At 69.6% G+C, this 26,892-nt stretch carries 23 protein-coding genes; 11 read left to right on the forward strand and 12 right to left on the reverse strand.

Annotation, left to right across the window (positions count from 1 at the left end; translation table 11 throughout):
* Window positions 1-2 precede the first annotated feature (2 nt).
* Together ACO06I_RS22540 and ACO06I_RS22545 are read left to right on the forward strand one after the other, a co-directional pair.
* Window positions 3-1,175: a carboxynorspermidine decarboxylase gene (locus ACO06I_RS22540; protein ID WP_421934859.1), complete on the forward strand. Its 1,173-nt coding sequence runs from the start codon at window positions 3-5 to the stop codon at window positions 1,173-1,175.
* A 101-nt stretch (window positions 1,176-1,276) separates the two neighbouring features.
* Window positions 1,277-1,426 carry a lmo0937 family membrane protein gene (locus ACO06I_RS22545; protein ID WP_421934860.1) on the forward strand — a complete coding sequence of 50 codons (150 nt, stop codon included), beginning with the start codon at window positions 1,277-1,279 and terminating at the stop codon, window positions 1,424-1,426.
* Between the two features lie 16 nt (window positions 1,427-1,442).
* Here the strand turns inward: ACO06I_RS22545 and ACO06I_RS22550 are convergent, their stop codons facing one another.
* From ACO06I_RS22550 to ACO06I_RS22580, 7 genes are all read right to left on the reverse strand, one after another.
* On the reverse strand, window positions 1,443-3,341 hold the full coding sequence (locus ACO06I_RS22550) for a methyl-accepting chemotaxis protein (RefSeq protein WP_421934861.1): 1,899 nt from the start codon (window positions 3,339-3,341) through the stop codon (window positions 1,443-1,445).
* 139 nt (window positions 3,342-3,480) lie between these two features.
* Window positions 3,481-5,157 carry a patatin-like phospholipase family protein gene (locus ACO06I_RS22555; RefSeq protein ID WP_421934862.1) on the reverse strand — a complete coding sequence of 559 codons (1,677 nt, stop codon included), beginning with the start codon at window positions 5,155-5,157 and terminating at the stop codon, window positions 3,481-3,483.
* A gap of 91 nt (window positions 5,158-5,248) precedes the next feature.
* Complete coding sequence (locus ACO06I_RS22560) at window positions 5,249-7,075, reverse strand: DUF885 domain-containing protein (RefSeq protein ID WP_421934863.1); 1,827 nt, start codon at window positions 7,073-7,075, stop codon at window positions 5,249-5,251.
* Between the two features lie 95 nt (window positions 7,076-7,170).
* The gene (locus tag ACO06I_RS22565) at window positions 7,171-7,386 is read right to left on the reverse strand and encodes a hypothetical protein (protein WP_421934864.1); all 216 of its coding nucleotides are present in this window, start codon (window positions 7,384-7,386) and stop codon (window positions 7,171-7,173) included.
* A gap of 92 nt (window positions 7,387-7,478) precedes the next feature.
* On the reverse strand, window positions 7,479-7,640 hold the full coding sequence (locus ACO06I_RS22570; RefSeq protein ID WP_421934865.1) for a hypothetical protein: 162 nt from the start codon (window positions 7,638-7,640) through the stop codon (window positions 7,479-7,481).
* A 124-nt stretch (window positions 7,641-7,764) separates the two neighbouring features.
* The gene (locus ACO06I_RS22575) at window positions 7,765-8,406 is read right to left on the reverse strand and encodes a hypothetical protein (protein ID WP_421934866.1); all 642 of its coding nucleotides are present in this window, start codon (window positions 8,404-8,406) and stop codon (window positions 7,765-7,767) included.
* 244 nt (window positions 8,407-8,650) lie between these two features.
* Window positions 8,651-9,382: an HAD family hydrolase gene (locus ACO06I_RS22580; RefSeq protein ID WP_421934867.1), complete on the reverse strand. Its 732-nt coding sequence runs from the start codon at window positions 9,380-9,382 to the stop codon at window positions 8,651-8,653.
* 154 nt (window positions 9,383-9,536) lie between these two features.
* On the opposite strand from ACO06I_RS22580, the gene ACO06I_RS22585 reads away from it, so the two are divergent.
* Window positions 9,537-11,327 (forward strand): long-chain-acyl-CoA synthetase, encoded by a 1,791-nt coding sequence (locus ACO06I_RS22585; protein ID WP_421934868.1) that lies wholly within the window; start codon window positions 9,537-9,539, stop codon window positions 11,325-11,327.
* 90 nt (window positions 11,328-11,417) lie between these two features.
* The gene (locus ACO06I_RS22590) at window positions 11,418-12,290 is read left to right on the forward strand and encodes an NAD-dependent epimerase/dehydratase family protein (RefSeq protein ID WP_421934869.1); all 873 of its coding nucleotides are present in this window, start codon (window positions 11,418-11,420) and stop codon (window positions 12,288-12,290) included.
* On the opposite strand, the gene ACO06I_RS22595 is transcribed toward ACO06I_RS22590, so the two are convergent.
* Window positions 12,287-13,783 carry a sensor histidine kinase gene (locus ACO06I_RS22595; RefSeq protein WP_421934870.1) on the reverse strand — a complete coding sequence of 499 codons (1,497 nt, stop codon included), beginning with the start codon at window positions 13,781-13,783 and terminating at the stop codon, window positions 12,287-12,289. The genes ACO06I_RS22590 and ACO06I_RS22595 overlap by 4 nt on opposite strands.
* 113 nt (window positions 13,784-13,896) lie before the next feature.
* On the opposite strand from ACO06I_RS22595, the gene uvrC reads away from it, so the two are divergent.
* The 4 genes from uvrC to pgsA all read left to right on the forward strand — a co-directional run bounded on the left by uvrC (window position 13,897) and on the right by pgsA (window position 18,033).
* Window positions 13,897-15,765 carry an excinuclease ABC subunit UvrC gene (gene uvrC, locus ACO06I_RS22600; RefSeq protein ID WP_421934871.1) on the forward strand — a complete coding sequence of 623 codons (1,869 nt, stop codon included), beginning with the start codon at window positions 13,897-13,899 and terminating at the stop codon, window positions 15,763-15,765.
* A 65-nt stretch (window positions 15,766-15,830) separates the two neighbouring features.
* Complete coding sequence (locus ACO06I_RS22605) at window positions 15,831-16,877, forward strand: type III polyketide synthase (protein WP_421934872.1); 1,047 nt, start codon at window positions 15,831-15,833, stop codon at window positions 16,875-16,877.
* Complete coding sequence (locus ACO06I_RS22610; protein WP_421934873.1) at window positions 16,874-17,368, forward strand: isoprenylcysteine carboxyl methyltransferase family protein; 495 nt, start codon at window positions 16,874-16,876, stop codon at window positions 17,366-17,368. Before ACO06I_RS22605 ends, ACO06I_RS22610 begins: the two co-directional genes overlap by 4 nt.
* Window positions 17,369-17,412: 44 nt before the next feature.
* Window positions 17,413-18,033 (forward strand): CDP-diacylglycerol--glycerol-3-phosphate 3-phosphatidyltransferase, encoded by a 621-nt coding sequence (gene pgsA, locus ACO06I_RS22615; RefSeq protein ID WP_421934874.1) that lies wholly within the window; start codon window positions 17,413-17,415, stop codon window positions 18,031-18,033.
* Here pgsA and ACO06I_RS22620 read toward each other — a convergent pair.
* Both ACO06I_RS22620 and ACO06I_RS22625 read right to left on the reverse strand, forming a co-directional pair.
* A complete protein-coding gene (locus ACO06I_RS22620) occupies window positions 18,030-18,920 on the reverse strand; it encodes a pirin family protein (protein ID WP_421934875.1) in 891 nt (296 codons plus the stop codon). The two genes, pgsA and ACO06I_RS22620, sit on opposite strands and share 4 nt — an antisense overlap.
* A 10-nt stretch (window positions 18,921-18,930) precedes the next feature.
* Entirely contained in the window at window positions 18,931-19,428 is a 498-nt protein-coding gene (locus ACO06I_RS22625) for an Lrp/AsnC family transcriptional regulator (RefSeq protein WP_421934876.1), read from the reverse strand.
* Window positions 19,429-19,569: 141 nt separating this feature from the next.
* On the opposite strand from ACO06I_RS22625, the gene ACO06I_RS22630 reads away from it, so the two are divergent.
* Window positions 19,570-22,986 carry an indolepyruvate ferredoxin oxidoreductase family protein gene (locus ACO06I_RS22630; RefSeq protein WP_421934877.1) on the forward strand — a complete coding sequence of 1,139 codons (3,417 nt, stop codon included), beginning with the start codon at window positions 19,570-19,572 and terminating at the stop codon, window positions 22,984-22,986.
* Here ACO06I_RS22630 and ACO06I_RS22635 read toward each other — a convergent pair.
* Window positions 22,983-23,393, reverse strand: coding sequence for a hypothetical protein (locus tag ACO06I_RS22635; protein ID WP_421934878.1), 411 nt, complete (start codon window positions 23,391-23,393; stop codon window positions 22,983-22,985). The genes ACO06I_RS22630 and ACO06I_RS22635 overlap by 4 nt on opposite strands.
* Before the next feature lie 178 nt (window positions 23,394-23,571).
* A complete protein-coding gene (locus ACO06I_RS22640) occupies window positions 23,572-24,882 on the reverse strand; it encodes a tetratricopeptide repeat protein (RefSeq protein WP_421934879.1) in 1,311 nt (436 codons plus the stop codon).
* Between the two features lie 193 nt (window positions 24,883-25,075).
* Between ACO06I_RS22640 and ACO06I_RS22645 the strand changes: the two genes are divergently transcribed.
* The gene (locus tag ACO06I_RS22645; RefSeq protein ID WP_421934880.1) at window positions 25,076-25,687 is read left to right on the forward strand and encodes a TetR/AcrR family transcriptional regulator; all 612 of its coding nucleotides are present in this window, start codon (window positions 25,076-25,078) and stop codon (window positions 25,685-25,687) included.
* Between the two features lie 76 nt (window positions 25,688-25,763).
* Window positions 25,764-26,876: an NAD(P)/FAD-dependent oxidoreductase gene (locus tag ACO06I_RS22650; protein WP_421934881.1), complete on the forward strand. Its 1,113-nt coding sequence runs from the start codon at window positions 25,764-25,766 to the stop codon at window positions 26,874-26,876.
* Window positions 26,877-26,892 lie beyond the last annotated feature (16 nt).

The following is a 26,892-nucleotide window of genomic DNA, read 5'->3' on the forward strand; positions in this document are numbered from 1 at the left end:
GCATGGAGACCCAGGCCGGCGGTCCGGGCGCCTTCGCCCGGTTCGATCTTTCCCGCGCGCCCTCGCCCTGTTTCGTGGTGGACGAGGCGGCGGTGGCGCGAAATCTCGCGGTGCTGAGGGACGTGGGCGACCGGGGCGGCGCCAAGGTGCTGCTGGCCCTGAAGGCGTTTTCCATGTGGGCGCTCGCCGACCTGGTGGGGGACCATCTGGACGGGGTCTGCGCCTCGGGCCTGTGGGAGGCGAGGCTGGCCCGCGAGCACTATCGCGGCGAACTCACCACCTATGCGCCGGCCTACAAGGCGCTCGACCTGCCTGAGATCCTGAAGCTGTCGGACACGGTGATCTTCAATTCACCGGCCCAGATCGCGCGGTTTTCGCCGCTGATCGCCAGGGCGCGGGCGGCGGGCGAGGTGTTCGAGATCGGCCTGAGGCTGAACCCCGAACACAGCGAGGCGGAGGTGGCCAAGTACGACCCCTGCCAGGCCGGGTCGCGGCTGGGCTTCCCGGTCTCGCAACTGCGGCCCGAGCACCTGGAGGGGGTGGACGGCCTGCACATCCATGCCCTGTGCGAGCAGGGGTTTCCGCCCCTGGCGCGCATCTGGGCGTCCCTGGAGCCGAAGCTGGCCGGGATGCTGCCGGGGCTGAAGTGGCTGAACCTCGGCGGCGGCCACCATGTCACCCGCGCCGACTACGACGTCGAGGCCCTGGTGGGCTTCCTGCGCGGGATCACCGCGCGGCACGGGGTGGAGGTCTATCTGGAGCCCGGCGAGGCCATCGCGCTCGACGCCGGCATCCTGGTGGGGGAGGTGCTGGACAGCTTCGACAACGGCATGGCCGTGGCGATCACCGACATCTCCGCCACCTGCCACATGCCCGACGTCATCGAGGCCCCCTACCGGCCGGCGATGCTGAACGAGGCGGAGACGGGCGTGAGCGTGCGGCTGGGCGGGCCCTCCTGCCTGGCCGGCGACATCATCGGCGACTATGTGTTCGCCAGCGCGCCCCAGCCGGGGGACCGCATCGCCTTCCTCGACCAGGCGCACTATTCGATGGTCAAGACCAACACCTTCAACGGTGTGCCCCTGCCGGCCATCGCGCTCTGGAACAGCGACACCGACGCCCTGCGCCTGGTGCGCCAGTTCGACTACGCCGACTTCAGAGACCGGCTGTCCTGAGGAGACCGGAACCTCCGGGGCGGCCGGGCTTGGAACCTCCGCCTTGCCCGTGGTTTCATCAGGCGACGTCGCCGAACCCCGGCGGCCCAGGGATCGCCACCATGCTCGCCACCATCGCCATCGTGCTCCTCGTCCTCTGGCTGCTCGGCTTCTTCGCGTTCCACGTGACGAGCGCGGCGATCCACGTCCTGCTGCTGATCGCCCTGGTGATGGTGGTGCTGCACTTCTTCCGCGGCCGCCGATCGCTCTGAGGGCGGCCCGCGAGGCCTAGAACTCTTCCCAACCCTCGGCCTGCGGCCTGCGAACGGCGCCGCCGGCGCGGCTGACGGTCTTCATCGCCACCGCGGCGGGCCTGCGGGCGGGCGGCGCCTCAATGGGCGCGCCGGTGTTGAAGCGGCTGATGGAGCCGGCCAGGACGTCGGCCTCGTTGCGCAGGGCGTGGCTGGCGGCGGTGCTTTCCTCCACCATGGCGGCGTTCTGCTGGGTGAGCTGGTCCATCTGGTTCACGGCCGTGCTGACCTCGGCGAGGCCTGTGGCCTGCTCCTGGGCGCCGGCGGCCATCTCGGTGACCAGGCTGTCGATGTCGGCCACCTTCTCGATGATCCGCTGCAGGCTCTCGCCGGTCTGGCCCACCAGCTTCACGCCGGTCTCCACCTGTCGGGTCGAGGCCGAGATCAGGGCCTTGATCTCCTTGGCGGCGTCGGCGGAGCGCTGGGCGAGCGCCCGGACCTCGGAGGCGACGACGGCGAAGCCCTTGCCGGACTCCCCGGCCCGGGCGGCCTCGACGCCCGCGTTGAGGGCCAGCAGGTTGGTCTGGAAGGCGATCTCGTCGATGACGCCGATGATGGCGCTGATCTCGCGGGCCGAGCCCTCGATGGCGCTCATGGCCTCGACGGCCTGGCGGACGACGTCGCCGCTGGTCTGGGCGTCGCCGCGGGCGGCCTGGACCACCTGGGCGCAGGAGATGGCGCCGCTGGCCGAGCGCTGGACGGTGGAGGTGATCTGCTCCAGGGCCGCGGCGGTCTCCTCGAGGCTGGCGGCCTGCTGCTCGGTGCGGCGCGACAGGTGGTCGGTGGCCACGGTGATCTCGCCCGAGCCGTTGCGGATGCCGCGGACATTGCCCACCACGATGGTCATGGCCTCCTGCAGCTGGCCGATGGCGGCGTTGAAGTCGCTCTTCAGCTTGGCGTAGTCCTCGGGGAAGGCCTCGGCGATGCGGTGGGTGAGGTCGCCGCGGCTGAGGTGCTCCAGGCCGCCGGCCAGGGACGCCACGACGGCGGCCTGCTCGGCGGCGGCGCGGGCCTTGGCGGCCTCGGTGGCGGCGCGCGCCTCCTCGGCGGCGCGGCGCTGCTCGGCGCTCATGCCCTCCAGGCGCAGCTTCTCGACGCCGGCGTCCTTGAAGACCGCCACGGCCTCGGCCATCAGCCCCACCTCATCGCGGCGGCCCTGAGCCGGGATCTCCACGGTGAAGTCGCCGGAGGCCAGCCTGCGCATGGCGCTGGTCATGGCGGTGACGGGGCCGGCGATGGCGCGGGTGAGCCACAGGCCCACCGTCACGGCGATCAGCAGGCCCAGCGCCAGGCCCGCGGCCAGGCTGAGATAGGCGTTGCGGGTGGTGGCGGCCTGGGAGGTCGCCAGGCCCGCCAGGCGCTTGGTCTCGGCGTCGAAGATGGCCTCGATGCCGTCCTCGGCCGGCGCGATCAGGCCGTCGGCGGCGCCGTCGGGGGAGATCATGTCGACGGCCTGCTGGCGGGTGGCGGGGTCGGCGGCCAGGACCTGGCCGGCCTCGACGATCTCGCTGTGCCAGCGGTCGGCCGCGGCGCCGATGGCGGTGAGGGTCTCCAGTTCCTTGGGGGTGTCGGCCAGCAGGGGCGCGGCGTCGGTCAGGCGCTTCTTGAAGTTGCCCCGGTGCTTGGCGATGCGCTCGACATAGTAGGGGTTCGCCGACAGCAGGAAGCCGCGATAGCTGTTCTCCTGGCGGGCCAGGTAGAACTTCGCCTCGTTGAGGATCTGGATGGTCTGGCGGCTCTCGTCGGTTTCCCGGCGGGCGGTCTCCAGGGACTGGAAGGACAGGAAGGTGGCCGCGCCCATGCCGGCCATGGTCAGGGTGACGGCGGCGAAGCCGACGGTGAGCTTGCGGGAAATCTTGAGGTTGTTGAACGACATGGGAGTTCCCGCCTTACGGCCGGCGTCGCGACGGCCTCGTCTTTGGCAATCTCGCGTTTACCTTGGCGAGGCTGACGGAAAGGTTACCCAACGGCGCCTGGGCCGAGCCTGCGACAGCGCGCCACAGGCGGCGCGGAGCTCAGCGCCGCAGGCCTGACAGGTGGTCGGCGGCGGCCATGGCGGCGCGGTAGCCGGCGTCGACGGCCAGGTCGTAGGCCTTCCAGTCCTGCAGTCCGACGCCCGTGACCCGGGGGGTGATCCGCACCACGTCGTCGCGGACCAGGGCCGAGGCGGTGACGCTGGGCATGGTGGCCGAGCGGATCAGCACCGAGACGATCGGCGGACCCCGCAGCCAGGCGCCGGAGGCGAGCCAGCGCCAGCCGGAGGGCTTGAGCAGCAGGTCGTCGGGCTTCAGGCCGTCGGCGCTGGAGACGTCGACCCCGATGGTCACCCCGTCATGCTGCTCGCGAACCAGGTCCACCGGCAGGTTGCGCACCAGGGACCCGTCCACCAGCACGTGACCGTCCTCCACCACCGGCGGCAGGACGCCCGGCAGGGACAGGGAGGCGCGCAGGGCCCGGCGCAACGGGCCCCGGCGGTGGACGCGCATGCCGCCGACGGTGAGGTCGGTGGAGACGCAGGTGAAGGGCCGCCACAGGTCGCTGATCTGGACCTCGCCGAAGTGGGTCTCCAGGCGGCGGTCCACCATGCGGCCCCGGGTCATGGCCAGGATGGGGAAGGCGATGTCCGACAGGGGGCTGGAATCCACGAAGGCCTCGTGGATGCGGCGCTCCATCTCCGCGCTCTCCCAGCCCATGGCCAGGCCCGCGCCGATGACCGAGCCCATGGAGGTGCCGGCCACGAAGTCGATGGGGATGCCCAGCTCGGCCAGGGCGCGCGCCACCCCCACATGGGCGTAGGCCCGGGCGCCGCCCCCCGAGAGCGCCAGGCCCACCGAATTGCCGGTGTAGATGCGCGCCAGGCGGGCGAGGTCGGGCCCGTCGCCCTGGCGGATCTGGAACAGGCGCGAGGCCGGGACGGCGTCCAGCCAGGGCTCGGAATCGCGGGGCCGTCCGGTCCCGGCGGGGTGGAGGCGGATGACGTCCAGCAGGCGCTGGTTGCGGATCGCCGGGGTGGCGAAGCCGATGGGGCCGGCGGGCGGGGGCGTCTGGGCGTCGGTCACCAGGATCAGGCGGTCGATCTGGCGGCCGCAATAGGTGGCGAAGTCGACCTCGCTGCGCTCGGCGGCCATCAGGACGAAGTCGTGCTCCACCTCCAGGGCGTGGAGATAGGCCGGCGAGCTGTCGTCGGCCTCGGCCCCCACCACCGCGACCTCGGCGCCCAGGGCGCGCATGGCGACCGCCAGGCGTTCCACCAGATCGCGCAGGGCCACGCCCTCGCTGATGGCCACGAACCCCAGGATCGAGCTCTTGCGCGGCTGGGCCGAGGGCGTGGCGCTCAGGCGCGCCAGGGCGGCCCGGGCCACGGCGGCCAGCAGGTCGGGACGCTGCCCCAGCAGCACCGCGGCGCGGGCGGCGGGGATCGCCTGCAGCTCGGAATCCCGCAGGGCGGTGATGGTGGTGTGGTGCAGGCCATCGCCCAGGAGCTGGGCCCCGCCGATCAGGGCGCCGGGCCGATGCACCGTCAGCAGGCGCCCGCCGCCCTCCACCGCCGGCTCCACCTCGGCCAGGCGTCCGGCGGTCAGCCGGTAGAGGGCCGCCACCGCCTCGCCGGCGTCCGCCAGCAGCGCCCCGCCCGGCAACAGCAGGGCTGAGCCCTCCGCGGCGAAGGCGTCGTCGAGGGCTTGGGTCGGCATGGGCCGGGACATCCGTACGGTTGAGACGCGGGCGGCCCGATCATCCCATCAACACCACGGTGAAGCTATGGCGGCGGCCCTCGACGCCGGCCTATTTCTTCCGCGCGATATAGGCGTCGACCTGGGCCTCCAGGACGTCCAGGGGCAGGGCGCCGTTGGACAGCACCACCTCGTGGTAGTCCCTGAGGTCGAACTTCGAGCCCAGGGCCGCCTCGGCCTTGGCGCGCAGCTGCGAGATCTTCAGCTGGCCGGTCTTGTAGCTGGTGGCTTGGCCGGGATTGGTGAAATAGCGGTCGACCTCGGAGGCGATGTCGCGCTCGGAGTTCAGCGTGTTGTCGCGCATGTAGGCGATGGTCTGGTCGCGGGTCCAATGCTTGGCGTGGATGCCGGTGTCCACCACCAGGCGGGCGGCGCGCCACAGCTCCAGGGAGAGCCTGCCGAAGTCGTTATAGGGGTCCTGGTAGAAGCCGGCCTCCCTGCCGAGCTTCTCGGCGTACAGGCCCCAGCCCTCGATATAAGCGCCCTGGTAGGCGAAGCGGCGGAACATCGGCAGCTCGGCCTGCTCCATGGAGCGGGCGATCTGGAAGTGGTGGCCCGGCGCGCCCTCGTGATAGGCGATCGCCTCGATCTGGGGCTTCAGCACCTGGGTCATGTCCGACAGGTTGACGTAGAAGATGCCCGGCCGCGAACCGTCGGGGGTCCCCGGATTGTAGAAGGCCACCGAGGCGGTCTTCTCGCGGAACGGCTCGACGGCGCGGACCTCCAGGGCCTGCTTGGGCAGGTGGGAGAACTGCCGGGGCGCCACGGCCATATAATTGGCGATCAGCGCCTTGGCGTCGGCCAGGTACTGCTGCTTGCCGGCCGGAGTGTTGGGATAGTGGAACTTTGGGTCGGTCTTCACATAGGCGAAGAACTCGGCCAGCGAGCCCTTGAACCCGACCTTGGTCTTGATGGCCTCCATCTCGCCGCGGATGCGAGCGACCTCCGACAGGCCCGTCTGGTGGATCTGGTCGGGTGTGAGGGTGGTGGTGGTGAAGAAGGCCACCATGTCGGCGTAGTAGGCGTCGCCCTGGGGCAGGGCCCAGACGCCGTTGACGCTGGTCGCCTTGGCCGACATGGCCGCGAGGGCGGCCAGGTAGCGTTGGTAGCCGCGCCGCCATTGCCCCTTCAGCGCCGCCTCGCCGTCGGCCAGCAGCCGGGCCTTGGTGGCTTCGTCGGTCTTGAGCGCGGCGACCTTGGTCTTGAAGTCGGCCCAGATGGCGTGGTCGGGGGCGTTGTCGAAGGGGGCGCCCTTGATCTGGTTCTGGGCGTCGGGGATGACGCGGCCGAAGACGAAGGCCGGCGGTAGGTAGCCCTTGGCGGTGCGCTCGTCGAGGTCGGCGGAGACCTCGCCGCCCACCCGCTCCACCGCCCGCAGGCGGGCGACATAGGCCTCGGCGTCCGCGACGGTGTCGACCCGGTGGTTGTTGATCAGCATGACCGGCAGGGCGTCCAGGGCGCCGCCGGTGGAGGAGACCGCATAGGCCTGCCAGTACCATTTGGTCAGGGTGGCCTGGGTGGCCACGGCCTTGGCGAACAGGTCGTAGGAGAGCTGGGACTCCGGGCTGAGCCGGGCGCGGTCGAAGGTCGTGGTCATGCGGGCCAGCTGGGCCTGGGCGACGGCCAGGGCCTTGTCCTGGCCGGCCTTGGTGTAGTCGCCGAGTTCGCCGTAGCGTTCCTTCATGCCGAGCGCGGTGAGGGTCTCGGGGCTGAGGCGGGCGCTCTCCAGGAAGGCCTCCTGGAAGAAGGCCGCCAGGCGGGCGTCCTCCGAAACGGCTGGCGCCGCCGCGGCCTGCGCGGCGGCGGGCGTCTGGGCGTAGGCGGGTGCGGCGGCCAGGGCCGCGGTCAGGGCGAGGACGGAAAAGGCGGTGCGTAACATGAGGCCCCCAAGGTCACTTTGGCCGTGACCATAGGCGCCGGGGGAGGGACCGAAAGTGAAATTTCCGACAGCTTTCGCGTGTCCGACCGCCGAGTTCAGCCCGGGTCGATGTCGGCCGGGGGCGGGGCGTCGCGCGCCAGCAGGGCGGTCCCCTCCGGCGTGATGTCCCAGCCCTCCTGGCTGCGGTGGGCCAGGCCCAGCTCGGTCAGGGCGCGGGCGTCGGCGATGTTGACGAAGCCCACGGCCTCGCCGGCCTTCTTGCGGGCCAGATCGCGCAGGGTCTCGACCTGGCCGCTCGTGAGATCGTCCATCGGGAAAACGTTCACTGACTGGAAAGCGCGCCGAAGGGCCGGCGGGCTTGGAGCCTAACGGGCGGCCTGCCCCGGATCAATCGCGCGGTGTCCTAGAACAGGCCGGCGCGCTGGCCGATCACCGCGATGGCGATGACGATCAGCACCACCTGGATGATCCAGTTGAGGGGCGAGGGGATGGGCATCTTCTGGACGGCGAACAGGGCCAGGGCCAGGAGAACCACGACGACGAGGATGACGATCAGGATGGACATGGGTCTCTAACCTCCACCGTGCGGGAAGGTTCCGGACCACGAAAAAGGGCGGCGCCCGGAGGCGCCGCCCAGTTTGTCGGGGTTGGGGAGAGGGGAGGCTCCAACCCCGGAGATCACTGACCCTTTACGGGGTCGGAACGATGGCCGCCTCCGGCTGGGCCGAGTCCGGCGTGGCCGGGGCCGGGTTGACCGGCTCGGGAGCCACCGTCACCGGCGGAACCACGATGGCGGTCGGGGCCGACGCCGAGGTCTGGGCCGAGCCCGAATAGGTCATCGGGGCCGACGGCAGGGTGGCGCTGGCGTCCTGACCCGCGGCCTCGGCGCTGGGCGCCGCAGCGGGGCGGGCGCGGGCCACGCGGGTGGGCGTGGCGGCGACCCGAGCCGTGGCTCTGGGCGTCTCGATCCGAGCCGGCGCGATGCGCGGCGTCTCCGGGGCCATGGCGGCCGGGGCCTCGAGGGCCGCGGTCTGGGCCGGAGCCGGGGTCAGCATCGGAGCCGGGGCCACGGTGGCCGCGGCGCTCGGAGGCGGAGCCTCGTCACGGGGCGCGCCCATCAACATCACGGCGGCGCCGAGGGCGAGGGCCACGGTGGGCACGGCGATCAGGGCCGCCGGATGGATGCCACCCTTGGCCTTGCGGCCCTTGGGACGGGCGTAGATCGGGGTCTCGGCGAACATCGGCGTGTCACCGGCCAGGGCCGGCTCGTCGCGCTCGAAGTCGGCGGCGGTGAAGGTGGGCTTAGCGAAGGGGCTATATTCGACAGTCATGTTTCAGACCTCCCAGTGTTGTTCGGGAGATTAACGAAGCGGCTCCTCACACGTTCCGTGATTTCGAGCCGGCGCCCCGGCGCGACGGGGTCCGAAGCGCCGCTATTGCCTATGGAATACCGGTTTGCGGCGATTCACTTTTTCTTCGATAACTTGAGTTTTCGTGCGGTTGTTGGTCAATATTCGTCCATCATCAGGCCGAATTCTTTCAAATTCGCACCGCAATCGCGCCTTAATTGGCGGCTCAGCTCAAATCGGCGGTCAGTTCGGCGATGGAGCGCACGATGCGGTCGGGGATCACGGGGCTGTCCTCGGGCAGGCCCGTCCCTAGGTGGTCGTGCCAGATGGCGTAGATTCCCAGGCGCTGGGGGGCGGCGACCTCCCATTCCAGATTGTCCCCCACCATCCAGGTCTCCGCCGCGGTGACACCGAGCGTGGCCATGGCGTGGAGATAGGCCATCTCCTCGGGCTTGCCGAAACCGGCCTCCCCCTCGATCTGGATATGGTCGAAGCGGTGGGCCAGGTCGAAGCGCTCGATCTTCTGCCGCTGGACGGCGGCCGCGCCGTTGGTCACCAGGGCCAGCTTCACGCCGCGATGCTTCAGCTCGTCGATGGCCTCCAGGGCGCCGGGGAAGAAGCGGATCTGTTCCTCGCGGTAGGCGTCGAAGCGCGAGGCGAAGGCCCGGGCGACCTCCGGGGTCAGGCCAGGCGCCTGCCGCCGGAGGTCCGCGAAGGCCTCGGTGACGATGCCGAGCCGCGCCGCGGCCAAATCCATGCGCCCGATCCGGTGGCGCTCGGGATCCGACCAGTAAACTCGGAAGGCGGCCTCCGTCGCCTCCACGACCCGGGCCGGGCCGGGGGGCGTGAGATCGGCGGCGAACTCCTCGGCCACCTCGGCCAGCAGCTGCGGGCGGCGGCCCAGGGAGATGAGGGTGTCGTCCAGGTCGAACAGGATGGCGCGGGGCAGGGCTGTCATGGAACCAGACTACCCGAGAGTCGGGGCGTCGGACTGAGTCCTTTGCGCCACGGTCGGGTTCGCCTGACGCGGGTGTGACCCCTGGTCTCCAAGGCCCCGCTTGACCCGGCGCGCGCCGCCCCGCCAAGGTGTTTTCGACGTCGGAGGGGTATGCATGAGTTTTAAGGCCCGGCTCGAACGTGAGTGGCGGTTCGTACGCGGCCTTAACCGCACCCTGAAGCGGGTGAAGACCATTGCGCCCGCCTCGCCAAACCTGATCTGCGACGATCTGCAGGCCGCCGTCGACCAGTGGCGCGACCGCCGCGCCCTGACCTTCGAGGGCAAGACCCTGACCTATGGCGAGATGGACGCCATCGCCAACCGCTACGCCCATTGGGCCAAGACCAACAACCTGCGGCGCGGCCAGACCGTGGCGCTGTTCATGCCCAACCGGCTGGAATATTTCCCCATCTGGTACGGCCTGACCAAGGTCGGCGTGGTCACCGCACTGATCAACAACCAGCTTTCGGGCCTGGCGCTGGCCCATTGCCTGAACATCTCCGGCGCCGGCCACGCCATCGTCGACGGCGAGACATCCCCTATCTTCGAGCAGGCCCGCGGCCTGCTGGAGCGACCCATGCAGCAATGGGTGCTGGGCCACGCCGTCGGCGACCAGCGCGACCTTTCCCAGGCCCTGAAGAGCTGCAGCTCCCTGCCGCCGGACCGGATGGTGCGCGAGGGCATGACGGCGCACGACACCGCGCTCCTGATCTACACCTCCGGCACCACCGGCCTGCCCAAGGCCGCCCGGATCACCCACGTGCGGGCCCAGCTGTTCATGCGCGGCTTCGCCGGGGCCACCGGCGCCACGGAGAAGGACCGGGTCTACAACCCCCTGCCGCTCTACCACTCCACCGGCGGTCTCTGCGGCCTGGGCGCGGCCCTGCTGAACGGCGGGTCGGTGGTGCTGAAGAAGAAGTTCTCGGCCACCCACTTCTGGTCCGACGTGGCGGCCGAGGAAGCCACCATGTTCGTCTATATCGGCGAGCTGTGCCGCTACCTGGTGAACCAGGCCCCCGGCGAGGACGACACCCGCCACCGGCTGCGCCTGGCCTTCGGCAACGGCCTGCGCCCCGACGTCTGGGCCGAGATGAAGGCGCGCTTCCGCATCCCGGAGATCCTGGAGTTCTACGGCTCCACCGAGGGCAATGTGTCGATGTTCAACTTCGATGGCCGCACCGGCGCCATCGGCCGGGCGCCCAAGTGGCTGCGCAACAAGTTCAACATCCGCCTGGTGCAGTATGACGTGGAGGCCGAGGCGCCGATCCGCGGGACCGACGGCTTCTGCATCGAGTGCGGGGCCGGCCAGGTGGGGGAGTGCATCGGCAAGATCAACGCCGGCGACGCCCGCAGCGAATATACGGGCTATGTCGACAAGGCCGCCTCGGACAAGAAGATCCTGCGCGACGTCTTCGAGAAAGGCGACGCCTGGTTCCGCACCGGCGACCTGATGAAGCAGGACGCCGACGGCTACTTCTATTTCGTCGACCGGATCGGCGACACCTTCCGCTGGAAGGGCGAGAACGTCTCCACCGGCGAGGTGGCCGAGCGGCTGGAGGCCATCCCCGGCGTCACCGAGGCCAATGTCTACGGGGTGCAGGCGCCCGGGACCGACGGCCGAGCGGGCATGGCGGCCCTGGTGGTGGACGGCAGCTTCGACATCAAGGCCTTCGGCGAGCAGGTGGGGCGCGACCTTCCGCCCTACGCCCAGCCGGTCTTCGTGCGCCTGCTGCCGGCCATCGAGGTCACCGGCACCTTCAAGCACCGCAAGGTGGACCTGGTGGCCGAGGGCTTCGACCCCGGCAAGGTGAAGGGGCCGATGTTCTACAAGGACGGCGCCAAGGGCTATGTGAAGCTCACCAAGGCCGGTTTCGCCAAGCTGGAGGCCGGCGGGGTGAAGCTTTAGGAATCAAGGATGAGGTTTTGAGGGCGGGTGTTCGCCGTAGAATCCGCCCGGCTAAGACCGCTTTAAACCCTCCCAGGCAATCTCCACCCCATGGCCAAACTCATTCTCGTCACCGGCGGAGCCGGGTTCATCGGTTCGTCGCTGTGCGCCCGCCTGGCGGCCGAGGGCCACCGGGTGATCTCGCTGGACAACTATTTCGCCGGGACCCGCGACGCCCATGTCGAGGGGGTCGACTATCGCGAGGGGCACACTCGGGACATCGCGGCCCTGGTTCCGGAGACGCCGGACCTGGTCTTCCACCTGGGAGAATATTCCCGGGTGGAGAAGAGCCTGAAGGAGCCCGAGGTGGTGTGGGACCTGAACAAGGTCGGCACCTTCGGGGTCCTGGAGTTCTGCCGGGAGAGGGGCTGCAAGCTGCTCTACGCCGGATCCTCCACCAAGTTCGGGGACGGGGGGCTGGGGCGCGACCAGAGCCCCTATGCCTGGACCAAGGCCACCAACACCGAGCTCGTGCGCAACTATGGCGACTGGTACGGGCTGAACTACGCCATCACCTACTTCTACAATGTCTATGGGCCGGGCGAGCGGGCCGGGGCCTATGGCACCCTGATCGAGATCTTCCGCCAGCGGCGGCTGGCCGGCGAGCCCCTGCGGGTCAACGCGCCGGGCACCCAGAAGCGCAACTTCACCCATATCGACGACATCGTCGAAGGCCTGGTCCTGGTGGGGGAACACGGCGAGGGCGACGACTTCGGCCTGGGCGACAGCCGCGCCTATTCCATCCTGGAGGTGGCCGAGATGTTCGGCGGCGAGATCGTCATGGGGCCGGAGGTGGCCGGCAACCGGATGAGCGCCGACATCGACACCAGCAAGACCCGCCTGCTGGGCTGGGCGCCGAGCCGTGCCCTGATCGACTATATCGGCCAGACGCCGGGGGCGCGGACCCAGCCCCGTCGAGCCTAGCTCGCGGCTCCCAGCGGCAGGATAACCTGGCAGTGGAGGCCGTCCTCGCGGTAGTCGAGGGTCGCCTCGCCGCCGAGTTCGCCCTTGAGGCTGCGCTCGATCAGGCGTGAGCCGAAACCCTTGCGGGTCGGGGCTGTGACCCTGGGGCCCTTCTCCTCGGTCCAGGTGATCACCAGTCGCCGATCTGCCACCGTCCAGGTCACCTTCACGCAGCCCTCGGGGCTGGAGAGCGCGCCATACTTGGCGGCGTTGGTGGCCAGTTCGTGGAACAGCAGGCCGAGCGCCAGGGCCTGGGCCGGGGAGAGCCCGAGGTCGGGACCCTCCAGCTTGTAGCGCTCGACGCCATGGGGCCGGAACTCGGCGCCCAGGATGTCGCGCAGGTCGGCGCCGCGCCAGCTGGAGGCGGTGAGCAGGTCGTGGGTGGAGGAGAGCGCCATCAGCCGGGACTCGAAGGCCACCTTGAAGGCCTGGGGGTCGGGGCTGGTGCGCAGGGTCTGGGCGGCGATGGACTGGACGGTGGCCAGCGTGTTCTTCACCCGGTGGTTCAGCTCGTCCAGCAGCAGCTTCTGCTGCTCCTCGGCGCGCACCCGGTCGGTGACGTCGCTGCCCTCCACGAAGACCCCGGCCGCCTGGCCGTCGGCGCCGAGGATCGGCTGGTAGATGAAGTCCAGGAAGCGTTCCTCGGGCGGCCCGTCCGGCGTGCGCTGGAGAAGGACGCTGATCGAGCGGCCGATGAAGGGCTCGCGGCTGGCCATCACGCCTTCGAGCAGCTGGATGAAGCCCTGGCCGCGCACCTCGGGCAGGGCCGTGGCCACGGGCCGGCCGATCACCGGGCGATGGCCGATAAGCTGGTTGTAGGCGTCGTTGGCGAGGGTGAAGGTGAGGTCCGGTCCGGTGAGCACGGCCATGAAGCCGGGCGCCTGGCGGAAGATGTCGCGCAGCTCGCCGGTCTCCTGCAGCAGGGAGAGGTTGGCCTCCTGCACCTCCTGCACCCGTTGGAGCAGGCTGGTCTCGCCGGGCCCGGGGGCCAGGGCGCCCGGACCGTGGGCCATCTCCTTCAAGGTCTGGAGCTCGGTGACGTCGACGGTGTTCTGGACGATGAAGGCCACCTCGCCATCCGCCCCCAGCAGGGGGGTGTGGACCGCCGACCAGTAGCGCAGCTCCATCCCGCCGCCGCGCGCGGCCGGCCGTTCGATGGCGTAGGAGATCAGCGCCATGCTGTCGGCGTGACGGGTCTCGATGACCCGCTCGAAGGACGCCCGCAGCAGGCGGCCGCTCTCGCCGGGGTCGGGGAACAGGTCGAAGATGTTCCGGCCCAGCAGGTCCTCGCGGGACCGGCCGACCACCTGGGCATAGGCCTGGTTGGCGGCGACGTACCGCAGCGCCCGGTCCAGGACCATGTAGGGGCTGGGCAGGACGTCGAAGAGGGCCTGGTAGTCGATCTGCTGCAACACGTCGTCCCGCAAAGCCTTGAAGCCCGCGGGGGCGCTCAAGCGAGGTCTCTCTTAGCGAACCTGGTACATAGACGCACCGTGTGGAAAACCGAAGCCTGACGAAAGGTCGCGCCGCCGCTGCGCAACGCGCCGGACTCGCCTATATCTGCGGCATGCCCACGGACGTGACCCTGGCGCCCCTGAAGGGCGCGGCCCTGATCAAGGATGAGGTGAGACGCCTGCCGGACGCCCCGGGGGTCTATCGCATGATGGGGGAGGACGGCGAGGTCCTCTATGTGGGCAAGGCCAAGTCCCTGAAGAAGCGGGTGCTGCAGTACGCGCAAGGGCGCTTCCACACCCAGCGCATCGCCCTGATGGTGGACCTGACGAGGTCCATGGAGTTCGTCACGGTCCGCACCGAGACCGACGCCCTGTTCCTCGAGATCAACCTGATCAAGCAGCTGAAGCCGCGCTTCAACGTGCTGCTGCGGGACGACAAGAGCTTCCCCGAGATCGTCATCCGCCGGGAGCACCCGGCCGCCCAGCTGCGCAAGCACCGCGGCGCCCACACCATCAAGGGCGACTATTTCGGGCCCTTCGCCAGCGCCTGGGCGGTGAACCGCACGCTGAACACCCTGCAGAAGGCCTTCCTGCTGCGGTCGTGCTCCGACAGCGTCTATGAGAGCCGAACCCGGCCCTGCATGCTGCACCAGATCAAGCGCTGCGCCGCCCCCTGCACCGGGCTGGTGAGCCTGGAGGACTACGCGGCCCTCGTGGAGCAGGCCGAGGCCTTCCTGCGCGGCAAGAGCCGGGCGGTGATCTCCAGGATGTCCGACGAGATGCAGGCCGCCTCCGACGACATGGAGTTCGAGCGCGCCGCCCGCCTGCGCGACCGCATCCGGGCCCTGGCCTCGGTGGCCCAGGAGCAGCAGATCAATCCCGAGACCCTGGAGGAGGCCGACGTCTTCGCCCTGTTCGCGGAGGGCGGGCAGGCCTGCGTCCAGGTGTTCTTCTTCCGGGCCGGCCAGAACTGGGGCAACCGGGCCTATTTCCCCCGGGTCGACAAGTCCGACGAGGACGTCGACATCATGGGCGCCTTCCTGGGCCAGTTCTATGACGACAAGCCGATCCCGCGCCTGATCCTGACCAATGTGGAGCCCGCCGAGCGCGAGCTGCTGAACGAGGCCTTCACCCTCAAGGCCGGCCGCAAGGTGGAGATCAGCCGGCCGCAGAAGGGCGAGAAGAAGGGGCTCGTCGACCACGCCCTGACCAACGCCCGCGAGGCGCTGGGGCGGAAGATGAGCGAGAGCTCGGCCCAGGGGAAGCTGCTGGCCGGGGTGGCCGAGGCCTTCGGCCTGGAGGCGCCCCCCGAGCGGATCGAGGTCTACGACAACAGCCACATCATGGGGACCAACGCCGTCGGCGGCATGATCGTGGCCGGGCCCGACGGCTTCCAGAAGAACCAGTACCGCAAGTTCAACATCAAGGGGACCGAGCTCACCCCCGGCGACGACTTCGGGATGATGAAGGAGGTCCTGCGCCGGCGCTTCGGCCGCATGGTCAAGGAGGAGGAGTCCGGCGAGGCCTCCAGCCCCCGCCCCGACCTGGTGCTGATCGACGGCGGCGCCGGCCAGATCTCGGCGGTGATGGAGGTCATGGCCGACCTGGGGGTGGACGACATCCCGGTGGTGGGGGTCGCCAAGGGCCCTGACCGCGACGCGGGGCTGGAGCGCTTCCACGTGGCCGGCAAGCCGCAATTCATGCTCGAGCCCAAGTCGCCGGTTCTCTATTATCTGCAACGGCTGCGGGACGAGGCCCACCGCTTCGCCATCGGCACCCACCGCATCAAGCGGTCCATCGACATGAAGAAGAACCCCCTCGACGAGATCGAGGGCGTGGGCCCGGGCCGCAAGCGCGCCCTGCTGCACGCCTTCGGCTCGGCCCGCGGGGTCTCCAGAGCCTCGGTGGAGGACATCATGAAGGTGGAGGGGGTCAGCGAACCCCTGGCCCAGCGGATCTTCGACTTCTTCCGCAAGGCCTAGACCCCGCCAATCGACGATCGGCGGGCGGTTGAGGAACTGCGAGTATCGGCGGGGGTTCGTCTCCCATGTCCATCCCCGTGCGCCTGCTGTCCGTCGCGACCGCGATCCCGCCCCACGAGCTGCCACAGGGCCAGGCCCTGGAGGTCGCGCGCCGCCTGTTCGGCGAACGCTTCGCGGGCTTCGACCGCATGGCGCCGGTCTTCGCCAGCACCGGCATCCGCATGCGCCACCTGGTCCGACCCGTGGATTGGTATCTCGAGCCGCGCGGCTGGCCCGAGCGGACGCAGGCCTATCTGCAGGGGGCGACCGACCTGTTCGTGCAGGCCGCCACGACGGCCCTGGACGAGGCGGGCCTGACGGGCGGCGAGGTCGACATCATCCTCACCGTCTCCTCCACCGGCATCGCCACCCCCAGCCTCGAGGCCCGGGCCATGGGCGCGATGGGGTTCCGCCCCGACGCCGTGCGCATCCCGGTGTTCGGCCTGGGCTGCGCCGGCGGGGCCAGCGGCCTGGCGCTCGGCTCGCGGCTCGCCGCGTCAAGCCCGGGCGCCGTGGTTCTGGTGGTCGCCGTGGAGACCTGTTCGCTCGCCTTCCGGACCGACGAGCTGACCAAAGCCAACATCGTGGCCACCGCCCTGTTCGGCGACGGCGCGGCGGCCTGCGTGCTCCGCGCCGGGGAGGCGGGCTTCGCCACGCTTACCGGCACGGCGGAACACACTTGGCCCGACACCCTGGAGATCATGGGCTGGAAGGTCGACCCCACCGGGTTTGGGGTGATCTTCGACCGCGCCATTCCGCCCTTCGCCCAGGCCAATCTGCGCCCGGCCATGGACGAGATGCTGGCCCGCCAGGACTTCGCGGTTGAGGACGTCGACCGATTCATCTGCCATCCCGGCGGGACCAAGGTGGTGGAGGCGCTGGAATCCTGCCTGGACCTCGGGCAAGGCGCCCTGGACCACGAGCGGGGGGTGCTGGCCGATCATGGCAACATGTCGGCCCCCACGGTTCTCTACGTGCTGGATCGCGCGCGGAAGGCGGGCCTGCCCAGGCGCTCCGTGGTGACCTCGCTTGGCCCCGGCTTCACCGCCAGCACGGTGACGCTCGCGGCATGACCCTGTCGATCCTCGTCCTGACCCTGGTGACCTTGCAGCGGCTGGGCGAGCTGGTGCTGGCCCACCGCAACACCGCCCGCCTGAAGGCGCGGGGCGCAGAGGAGGTGGGGGCGGGTCATTATCCCGTGGTGGTGGCCATGCATGCCGCCTGGCTGGCGGGGCTCTGGCTGCTGGCCTGGGACAAGCCGGCCCAGGTCGGCTGGCTGCTGGTCTTCCTGGTCCTTCAGGCTCTGCGCATCTGGGTGATCGCCAGCCTGGGCGAACGCTGGACGACACGGATCATCATCCTGCCGGACGCGCCCCTGGTCCGCCGCGGCCCCTATCGGCATCTCTCGCATCCCAACTATGTGGTGGTGGTGGGCGAGATCGCGGTCCTGCCCCTGGCCTTCGGCCTGCCGGAGTTCGCCGTCCTGTTCACGATCCTGAACGCCATCGTCCTGACCATCCGCATCCGCGCGGAGGCCCAAGCCCTTCGCGGCGCACCGATGTAAGCTGCACTGCGACTCTCCCGGAGCTGAGGCGTTAGACTGGAATCATGAAGTCCCTTCCCAATATCCTGTCCGCCGGCCGCCTGGTCCTCACCGTCCTGATGTTCGTGGCCCTGGCCGCGGCGGCGGGGGGCGTGCCCTATGTGAGCGAACGCCTGACGCCCGAGGTGCAGTTCGCCCTGCAGCGCTTCGCCTTCTGGGCCTTCGTCATCGCCGCGATCACCGACTATTTCGACGGCTGGCTGGCCCGCAAGCTGGACGCCGTGACGGTCTGGGGCGCGATCCTCGATCCCATCGGCGACAAGGTGCTGGTGGCGGGCGCAGTGCTGGGCCTGATGGCGCTCGGCGCCCAGCCGGCGGTGGTGCTGCCGGTGGGCCTGATCCTGTTCCGCGAATTCACCGTCAGCGCCCTGCGCGAGGTCGGCGCCGGCAAGGGGATCAAGCTGCCGGTGACGATGCTGGCCAAGTGGAAGACCACCCTGCAGCTGGTGGGCCTGGGCGCCGAGCTTCTGGTGGCCTCCTGGGGGGCCTTCCAGCTTCCGGCCGATCCGGCCATCCGTGAGCCGGTGACCCTGTTCGCCCATACCACCCTGTGGGTCGCGGCCCTCGTGACCCTGATCACCGGCTGGCAGTACTGGAACCAGACGCGCAAGGCGCTGGCCGCCTAGCTCATCGGGTTGGCGGGCGGGCTCGGCTCGGGCAGGGGGATGAACTCCTGGTCGTCGGCGTCGGGCAGCTTCATGCGGCCGGCGCGCCAGTCGGCCTTGGCCTGCTCGATGCGCTCCTGGGACGAGGAGACGAAGTTCCACTCGATGAAGCGCGGCCCGACCGGCTCGCCCCCCAGCAGCATGACGATCGCCGGCGTCACGGCGGTGAACAGCACCGGCTCGCCCGGCTTGAAGACGATCATCTGGCCTTCGCGGAAGGTCTGGCCCTCCACCTCGACCGAGCCCTGGGCCACATAGGCCGCGCGCTCGGGATACTCGGCGGGCAACTGCGCCTTTGCGCCGGCCTGCAGGGCCCAGTGGACATAGAACATCGGCGATTGGGTCTTGACCTTGGCCTGCGCGCCGAAGGCCTTGCCGACGATCAGCCGGGCCCACATGCCGTTCTCTTCGTAGGTCGGCAGGTCGGCGGCGTCGTGGTGGTAGAAGGCCGGATCGATCTCCTCCTGGCCGTCGGGCAGGGCGACCCAGGTCTGGATGCCGTGCAGGCGGCCGCCGTGGGCGCGCAGGGTCTCGAAGCGCTCGGAGTGGGTGATGCCGCGGCCGGCGGTCATCCAGTTGACCTCGCCGGGCCTCACCGCCTGGACCGCGCCCACGGAGTCCCGGTGGGTCATCTCGCCCTCGAACAGGTAGCTCACCGTCGAGAGGCCGATGTGGGGGTGGGGGCGGACGTCGACGTCGCGGGAGAAGCCGGCCGCGAACTGGGCCGGGCCCATGTGGTCGAAGAAGATGAAGGGCCCGACCATCCGGTGCGCGTGGAAGGGCAGGACGCGGCCGACCTCGAACCCACCAAGGTCCTTGCGGCGTTGTTCGATGACCAGATCGATCACGGGAGAACTCTTAGCTGTGGGCGCTCACATAGGGGCTGACGAGGCCGAGCGGCGCGGCGGTGGTGTTCTTCACCGAGCGGATGACGATCCGGCTCTCGATGTTGGACACCAAGCCCAGGGACAGGATCTTGTCACGCAGGAAGTCGTCGAAGGCGTGCATGTCCCGGGTCACGATCCGCAGCTCGTAGTCGGCCGAGCCGGTGACGGTGGCGCACTGCACCACCTCGGCCAGCTTGGTGATGGCCTGCTCGAAGTCGTTGAGGTTGTCCTTGGTGGGCAGGCTGAGCTTGACGGTGCAGTAGACCTCGAAGCCCAGGCCCAGCAGCTCGCGGTCCAGGATGGTCACCCGGCGCTGGATGATGCCCGAATCCTCCAGGCGCTTGATGCGGCGCCAGCAGGGGCTGGAGGACAATCCGACCCGCTCGGCGATCTCGGCGACGGACAATCCGGCGTCATGTTGGATGAGATCCAGAATCTTAGCATCGACGGCGTCGAGGGCCTCGGACAAGTTTTCCTCCCACACTTGGCGCTTATGGGCCTCATTCGTGCCCCGGAACCGCTTGCTAGGGGCACGCCTTTAGCAAGCAATTGCGGCGCACTTATATGATCTTCTAACCTCGTTAGGGAACCCAAAAGGAAAGAAATTGCGATGCGGCACCAGGATGTGACGCTCGACGACAAATTTCTGCTCAGCCAAGGCCGGGTCTTCATCACCGGCGTGCAGGCCTTGTTGCGAGTCCTGATGGATCAAAGGCGCCTGGACCAGCAGGCGGGCCTCAACACGGCGGGATTCCTGTCAGGCTATCGCGGCTCCCCCCTGGGCGGCCTCGACCAGCAGGCGACGCGGGCCAGGAAACACCTGGAAGCCTGCGAGGTGGTCTTCAAGGAAGGTCTCAACGAAGACCTGGCGGCCACCGCCGTCTGGGGCAGCCAGCAGGCCAATCTGTTCCCCGGCGCGAAGTTCGATGGGGTCTACGGCATGTGGTACGGCAAGGCCCCGGGGGTCGACCGCACCGGCGACGCCTTCAAGCACGCCAATTTCGCGGGGACCTTCCCCAAGGGCGGCGTCCTGGCCGTGGCCGGGGACGACCACACCTGCAAGTCGTCGACCCTGCCGTCGCAGTCGGAATTCGCCTTCCAGGACTGCGAGATGCCGGTGCTGTCGCCGGCCGACGTGCAGGAGGTGCTGGACTACGGCCTGCTGGGCTACGCCATGTCGCGCTATTCCGGCCTGTGGGTGGGCCTGATCGCGCTGGCCGACACCATGGACTCCGGCGTCACCATCGACGTCGATCTGGCGCGCCACAAATTCGTCCTGCCCGCCACCTTCGCCATGCCCTCGGGCGGCCTGGGCATCCGGCTGAAGGACCAGCCGCTGGACAAGGAGCGCCGGCTCCGGACCCAGAAGATCCCCGCCGCGCTCGCCTTCGCGCGGGCCAACAAGATCGACCGCGTGGTGCTGCCCGCCGCCCGTCCGCGCCTGGGCATCGTCTGTTCGGGCCAGGCCTACAAGGACGTGATCGAGGCCTTCGCGGCCATGCGCATCAGCCTGGAGGAGGCCGCGGCCCTCGGGGTCTCCATCTACAAGGTCGGCATGCCCTGGCCCCTGGAGCCCCAGGGGCTGAAGGCCTTCGCCGCCGGCCTCGAGACCCTGATGGTGATCGAGCACAAGCGCCCGCTGATCGAGACTCAGGCCCGGGCCGCCCTCTATGACCTGCCCGCCCACGCGCGGCCCAGGATCATCGGCAAGACCGACGAGGTGGGTCATCCCCTGCTGTCGGAGCTGGGTTCGCTGTCGGTGGCCGAGGTGGCGCTGGCCATCGCCGACCGGCTGCCGCCCGGACCGCACATGGACCGGGTGCACGACTACCTTTCCCGCGTCTCGGCCGCCTCCATGGCCGCCGTCACCCTGGCGGCGGAGCAGCAGCGCAAGCCGTTCTTCTGCTCGGGCTGTCCGCACAACACCTCGACCCGACTTCCCGAGGGATCGCGAGCCCTGGCCGGCATCGGTTGCCACTACATGGCCAGCTTCTCCGATCCCCAGACCGACCTGAACAGCCACATGGGCGGGGAGGGGCTGACCTGGGTGGGGGCGTCGCCCTTCACCACCGAGAGCCATGTCTTCGCCAACCTGGGGGACGGGACCTACAACCACTCCGGCTCGCTGGCCATCCGCGCCTCGATCGCGGCCAAGTCGCACATCACCTACAAGCTGCTGTTCAACGACGCCGTCGCCATGACCGGCGGGCAAGCTGCCGAGAGCGGCTTCACCCCGGCCCAGATCACCCGGCAGCTGGCCTCGGAGGGCATCTCCAAGACCGTGATCGTGGCCGACGATGTCGACCGCTACGCCCACGTCACCGACCTGGCGCCGGGGGTCGAGGTCAAGCCGCGCAGCGAGCTGATGGCCGTGCAGCGGATGCTGCGGGAGACCCCCGGCACCACGGTCCTGCTCTATGACCAGGTCTGCGCCACCGAGAAGCGCCGGCGGCGCAAGCGCGGCGCGATGGAGACCGCCACCAAGCGGGTCTTCATCAACCCCCTGGTCTGCGAGGGCTGCGGCGACTGCTCCAAGGTCTCCAACTGCGTCTCCGTCGAGCCGCTGAACACCGAGTTCGGCCGCAAGCGGAAGATCAACCAGTCCAGCTGCAACACCGACTATTCCTGCCTCGACGGCTTCTGCCCCTCCTTCGTCACCATCGAGGGTGGCGAGAACGCTCAGGCCAAGGCCCTACCGGCGCTCACCGCCGAGTCCACGCCGCTCCCGACCTTCGCGCCGCTGGAGGGGGTGAAGAACATCGTCTTCACCGGCATCGGCGGGACGGGGGTCACCACCGTCGCCTCGATCCTGGCCATGGCCGCCCACGTCGACGGCCGCGCCGCCTCGGTGGTGGACATGACGGGCCTGGCCCAGAAGGGCGGGGCGGTCTTCTCCCACGTCCGCATCGGCCAGGAGGAAGACACCGTGGTGGGGGGGCGTGTGCCCGCCGCCTCGGCCCACGTCCTGATCGCCTGCGACATCCTCTCGGCGGCGGGGCCCGACGCGCTCTCCCTCTACGCCAAGGACCGCACCGTGGCCTGCGGCAACGAGGACTTCGCCCCCACCGCCGACTTCGTCACCGACCGCGACGTGCGCTTCGACGCCGGCAGCATGGCCCGCCGGATCGCGGCGGCCACCCAGTCCTACGACGAGTGCCCGGCCCACCACCTGGCCGAGACCCACTTCGGCGACGCCATCTTCGCCAACATGATCATGGTGGGCTTCGCCTGGCAGAAGGGGTTGATCCCGATCTCCAGCCGGGCGGTCTATCGCGCCATCCGTCTGAACGGCGTCCAGGCCGAGGCCAATCTGCAGGCCTTCGAGCTGGGCCGCCGTGTGGCCCACGATCCGGCCGAGCGGGGCAAGGCCGAGGCCGATGTCCCGACCCCGGAGACCATGCCGCTGGCCGAGCTGATCGCCCACCGCGCCCGGGAGCTCACCGCCTACCAGAACCAAGCCTATGCCAGGCGCTATCTCGACCGGGTGGAGCAGGTGGCCAAGGCCGAGGCCATCTTCGGCTCCGAGGTCCTGACCCGCTCGGTGGCGGTGAACCTCTACAAGCTGATGGCCTACAAGGACGAGTACGAGGTGGCCCGGCTCTATTCCGACGGCCGCTTCGAGGCCGAGAAGAACGGGACCTTCAAGGGCGGCAAGGCCAAGGTCTGGCTGGCCCCGCCGATCATCGCGCCGAGGGACTCCGAGGGCCGGCCGAAGAAGATCGCCTTCGGCGGCTGGATGCTGGACTACGGCTTCCCGGTGCTGGCCCGGCTGAAGGGCCTGCGCGGCACGGCGCTCGATCTCTTCGGCTACAGCGAGGAGCGGAAGATGGAGCGGCGGCTGATCGCCGAGTACGAGGCCGGCCTCGACAGGCTGCTGGCGGGCCTCACGGCGGAGAAGGCGCCGCTGGCCGTCCAGATCGCCCAGATCCCGCAGCAGATCCGCGGCTATGGCCACATCAAGGACGCGTCGATCACAACGGCTAAGGCGCAGGAAGCGGCGCTCTGGGGGCAATGGGGCGCGGCCTAGGGCCGCCACCGCTCTCGGAAGCGCGCGACCGCCATCATGAGGGCTGGAAATAGGAATGCGCCGAAGAGCAGGGCTCCGAGGTCATTGGCGAATCGATCGCGCGGGTTCGAGAGAAGGCTGCGCTCCGGGTGTTCGCGAGCCTGCCAGACCACAAGCGGTTGGCCGACATGATAGGTCGAGCAATCGTCCGGACTTAGATCGGCGTTCGAATAGGTCCGGCCTGCATGTGAATAGGCATATTCCAGCGTCGCATGCTGATCGCATCTTAGCGCCGTGACGACACCCTGCGACAGGACGGCGCCCCGCGCAAAATCGGCGCGAAGTTCGGAACTGTGGGGCAGAACAAGCGCGGCCAGACAGGCGAAGGTGACCGCAACCGCGATCACATAACGCAACAGCCAATGCATCCATCTCGATCCTGAACGGCGCGCCGGGGGCTCAGCTTGGGCCGAAATCAACCGGCCAGCACTTGGCCGCGGCTATGGCCACACGCGTCGATCACAACCGCTAAGGCGCAGGAAGCGGTGCTCTGGGGGCAGTGGGGCCAGGTCCTCACCCGAAGGCGAGCACCCAGCCCCGAGCCTCTTAGGCCGCCCGGCCCAGGGCGCCGGCCTTCTCGCCCGCGGGGAGGGCCACGGCGCGCTCGGCGATCAGGGCGCGCCGAAGGTCGTGGTCCTTGTTGCGGGTGGCCGCCTCGATCAGGGTCAGGTCGAGGAGGTCGCGCTGGGCGTGGCTGCCGCCGAACCGCGCGGAGCGGTTGCGGACATCCCGCAGGCGCTCGACCGCCCGGCCATAGTCCCCGGCCCCGAAGGCCACCAGACCCTCCATCACCGGCAGACCGACCTCGCCGGCGAAGCTGGCGTTGTCGCCGGCGCCCTTGAGCGCCGCCTGCTGGATCGCCAGCAGGTCCCGGGCCGCGTCGCTGCGTCCGGCGCCCACGAAGGCCAGCATGGCGTGAGTGTCGTCGAAGGCGTAGGCGCCCAGGGTCCCGGCGCGGGCCTCGTAGACGTCGGCCAGCTCGTTCCAGCGGTTTCCGAGATCCATGCCGCGCAGGGACAGCCGCCACAGCAGGGCCGAGGCGTCCACCATGTCGAAGGACATGTCGGACTTCGCGCCCCAGATCGGGCCGTCATAGAGCTTGAGCACCTCGTCCACCTCGCCCAGGCCCAGGTGGAACAGGGCCAGGTGCCACCAGTTGTGGACGGCGAAGAAGCTCTCGCGGGTCCAGGCGTCGATGTCGGCGCGCATCCAGGTCACCCCGTCGGCGCGGCGGTCCTGCATCTCCAGGACGTGGGCGACGGCGTGCTGGGCCCAGCCGTTGCGCGGCTGCAGCGCCACGGCCTGGCGGCCGGCGGCCTCGGCGCGGTCATAGTGGCCGGTCTCCTCCAGGCCGAAGGCGAGCATGCCCAGGACCGCGTGATAGTCGGGCCGGCCCTGGTCCCACTGGGGCGCCGCGCGGCCGATGCGGTCGCGCAGCATGCGGGAGTCGCCGGTGAGGAAGTCCATCAGCTGGCCGACCTGGAGGCCAAGGGCGTCCTTCGGATGGGCGATGGTCAGGTCCTCGAAGATGCGGCCCGCGGCCCGGTACTCCCCGGCCAGCATCTTGCGCAGACCGGCCAGGTGACCCTGCTCGCGGTCGGTGGCCGGGAGGGCGAGGGCGGTGGTGGCCGCCTCCACGCCCACCGCCACCGCCGCGGCGTTGGAGCCCACGAGGTGGAGATAGGCCTTCAGCACATGGGCCATGGTGAAGGCCGGGCTGTCGGCGATGGCGGCTTCCAGCAGGCCGCCGGCGTCGCCGGCGAAGCAGTGATAGGCCTCGACGGCCGCCAGGTATTTTTCGGCCGCGGCGGGGCTGGCGCCCGACAGGATGGCTCCGGATAAGTCACGTTGTTGCATATGTTTTCTCCTAACATGTGGGCGGAGAGGGTTAGTTTTTCCGGTCGCAAGCCTCTAGCGGACGCGCGGTTGGTTTTGCCGGGAGTTGGATTTCCCTGTTATCTGAGCCGGTTATCCGGGGTTTGGCGAGCGGAAGAAGGCGATGCACGGCGAGGTTGGCGGAAAAACTGCACCGACGGTGCGGTCCGGACCGATGTCGAAGGGCGAGCGCACACGCAATCGCCTGCTGGACGTCGCCTATCAGGCGGTGATCCGGAAAGGATTCGCCGCCACCTCGATCGAGGAACTGGTGGAGGCCGCGGGCATCACCAAGAGCGGGTTCTTCTACCATTTCCGCGACAAGAACGATCTGGCCCGCCAGATCCTGGGCCGCTACCAGGCCGAGAACGACCTGTTCCAGGCCGCCCTGGCCGCCCGGGCGCGGGAGTTGTCGGACGATCCGCTGCACGCCTTCCTGATCTTCCTCAAGCTCTTCGCCGAGGCGATGGAGGAGATGCTGGACGCCCATCCCGGCTGCATCGTCGCCACCATCACCTACCAGGACCAGGCCTTCGACCGCGAGGTGCGGCAGCGCAACATCGACGGGCTGCTGGCCTGGCGCGGCCTGTTCCTGCCCTGGCTGCAGGAGATCGCGGCGGCCTATCCGCCCCATGTCGAGATCGATCTGACCGCCCTGGCCGACGGCGTGTTCGTCGTCGCCTCCTCGGGCCTGATGCTCTCCAAGGCCCTGGACGATCCCAAGGCCATCGCCGGCCAGGTCCTGCTCTATCGCGAGAGCATCCGGATGATCTTCGCCCCGCGGTAAGGCGGGGCGTCTTTAGTCATATTAATTGCGCCGGGCTTGGCTTGGCCTGACGCGCCGCATCGGCTACCCACGGCTGATGGCGGATTTCGATTTCGATGCGGTGGTGGTGGGCGCGGGCGCGGTGGGCCTGGCCTGCGGATATGGGCTTTCCCGGCGCGGCCTGGTGGTCGCGGTGCTGGAGGTGGGCCCCATCATCGGCGAGGGGGTCTCGGCGCGCAATTCCGAGGTGATCCACGGCGGGCTCTACTATCCGACCGGGTCCCTGAAGGCGAAGCTCTGCGTCCAGGGCCGCCGGGCGCTCTACGCCTTCTGCGACAGCCACAAGATCGCCTATGACCGCTGCGGCAAGCTGGTGGTGGCGACGGTTGCCGAGGAGGTCGGGCGGCTGGACGCCATCCTGGCCCAGGCCACGGCCAACGACGTCGAGGGCATGGCGCGGCTCTCCAAGGCCCAGGTCGCGGCCCTGGAGCCCGAGCTGACGTGCGAGGAGGCTCTGGTCTCCCCCCAGAGCGGTGTCTTCGACAGCCACGGCTACATGCTGGCCCTGCAGGGTGAGATCGAGGCGGCCGGCGGGGCGGTGGTGACCTCCACCCCCTTCGAGGGCGCGAGCCCGCTGGCCGGCGGCGGCTGGTCGGTGCGGGCCGGAGGCGCGGAGCCCACCACCTTCACCTGCCGCCTGCTGGTGACCGCGCCGGGGCTTTCGGCCCAGGCGGTGGCGGCGGAGATCGAGGGCTTCCCGAAGGCGACCATCCCCCCGGTCCACTATGGCAAGGGGGTCTATTTCCGACTGACCGGCAAGGCGCCCTTCGCCCGGCTGATCTATCCGCCGCCGATCCCTGGCGCGCTCGGCACCCACTATCGCCGCGACCTCGGCGGCCAGGCGGTGTTCGGCCCCGACCTGCAATTCGTCGAGACCCTGGACTACAGCGTCGATCCGGGCCGGGCGGGCGAGTTCTACGCCTATATCCGCAAGTTCTGGCCGGGCCTGCCGGACGGGGCGCTGAGTCCCGACTATGCCGGCATCCGCCCCAAGCTGCATGGTCCGGGCGAGCCGCAGCCGGACTTCCGCATCGACGGGCCGGAGACGCACGGCATGGCCGGCCTGGTCACCCTGTTCGGCATCGAGAGTCCGGGGCTGACCAGTTCGCTCGCCATCGGCGAAGAGGTCGCCGCGCGGCTGGGGCTCTAACGCCGGGCGCGAAGCT

It is taken from the genome of Phenylobacterium sp., assembly GCF_965229015.1.
Lineage (GTDB): Bacteria > Pseudomonadota > Alphaproteobacteria > Caulobacterales > Caulobacteraceae > Phenylobacterium.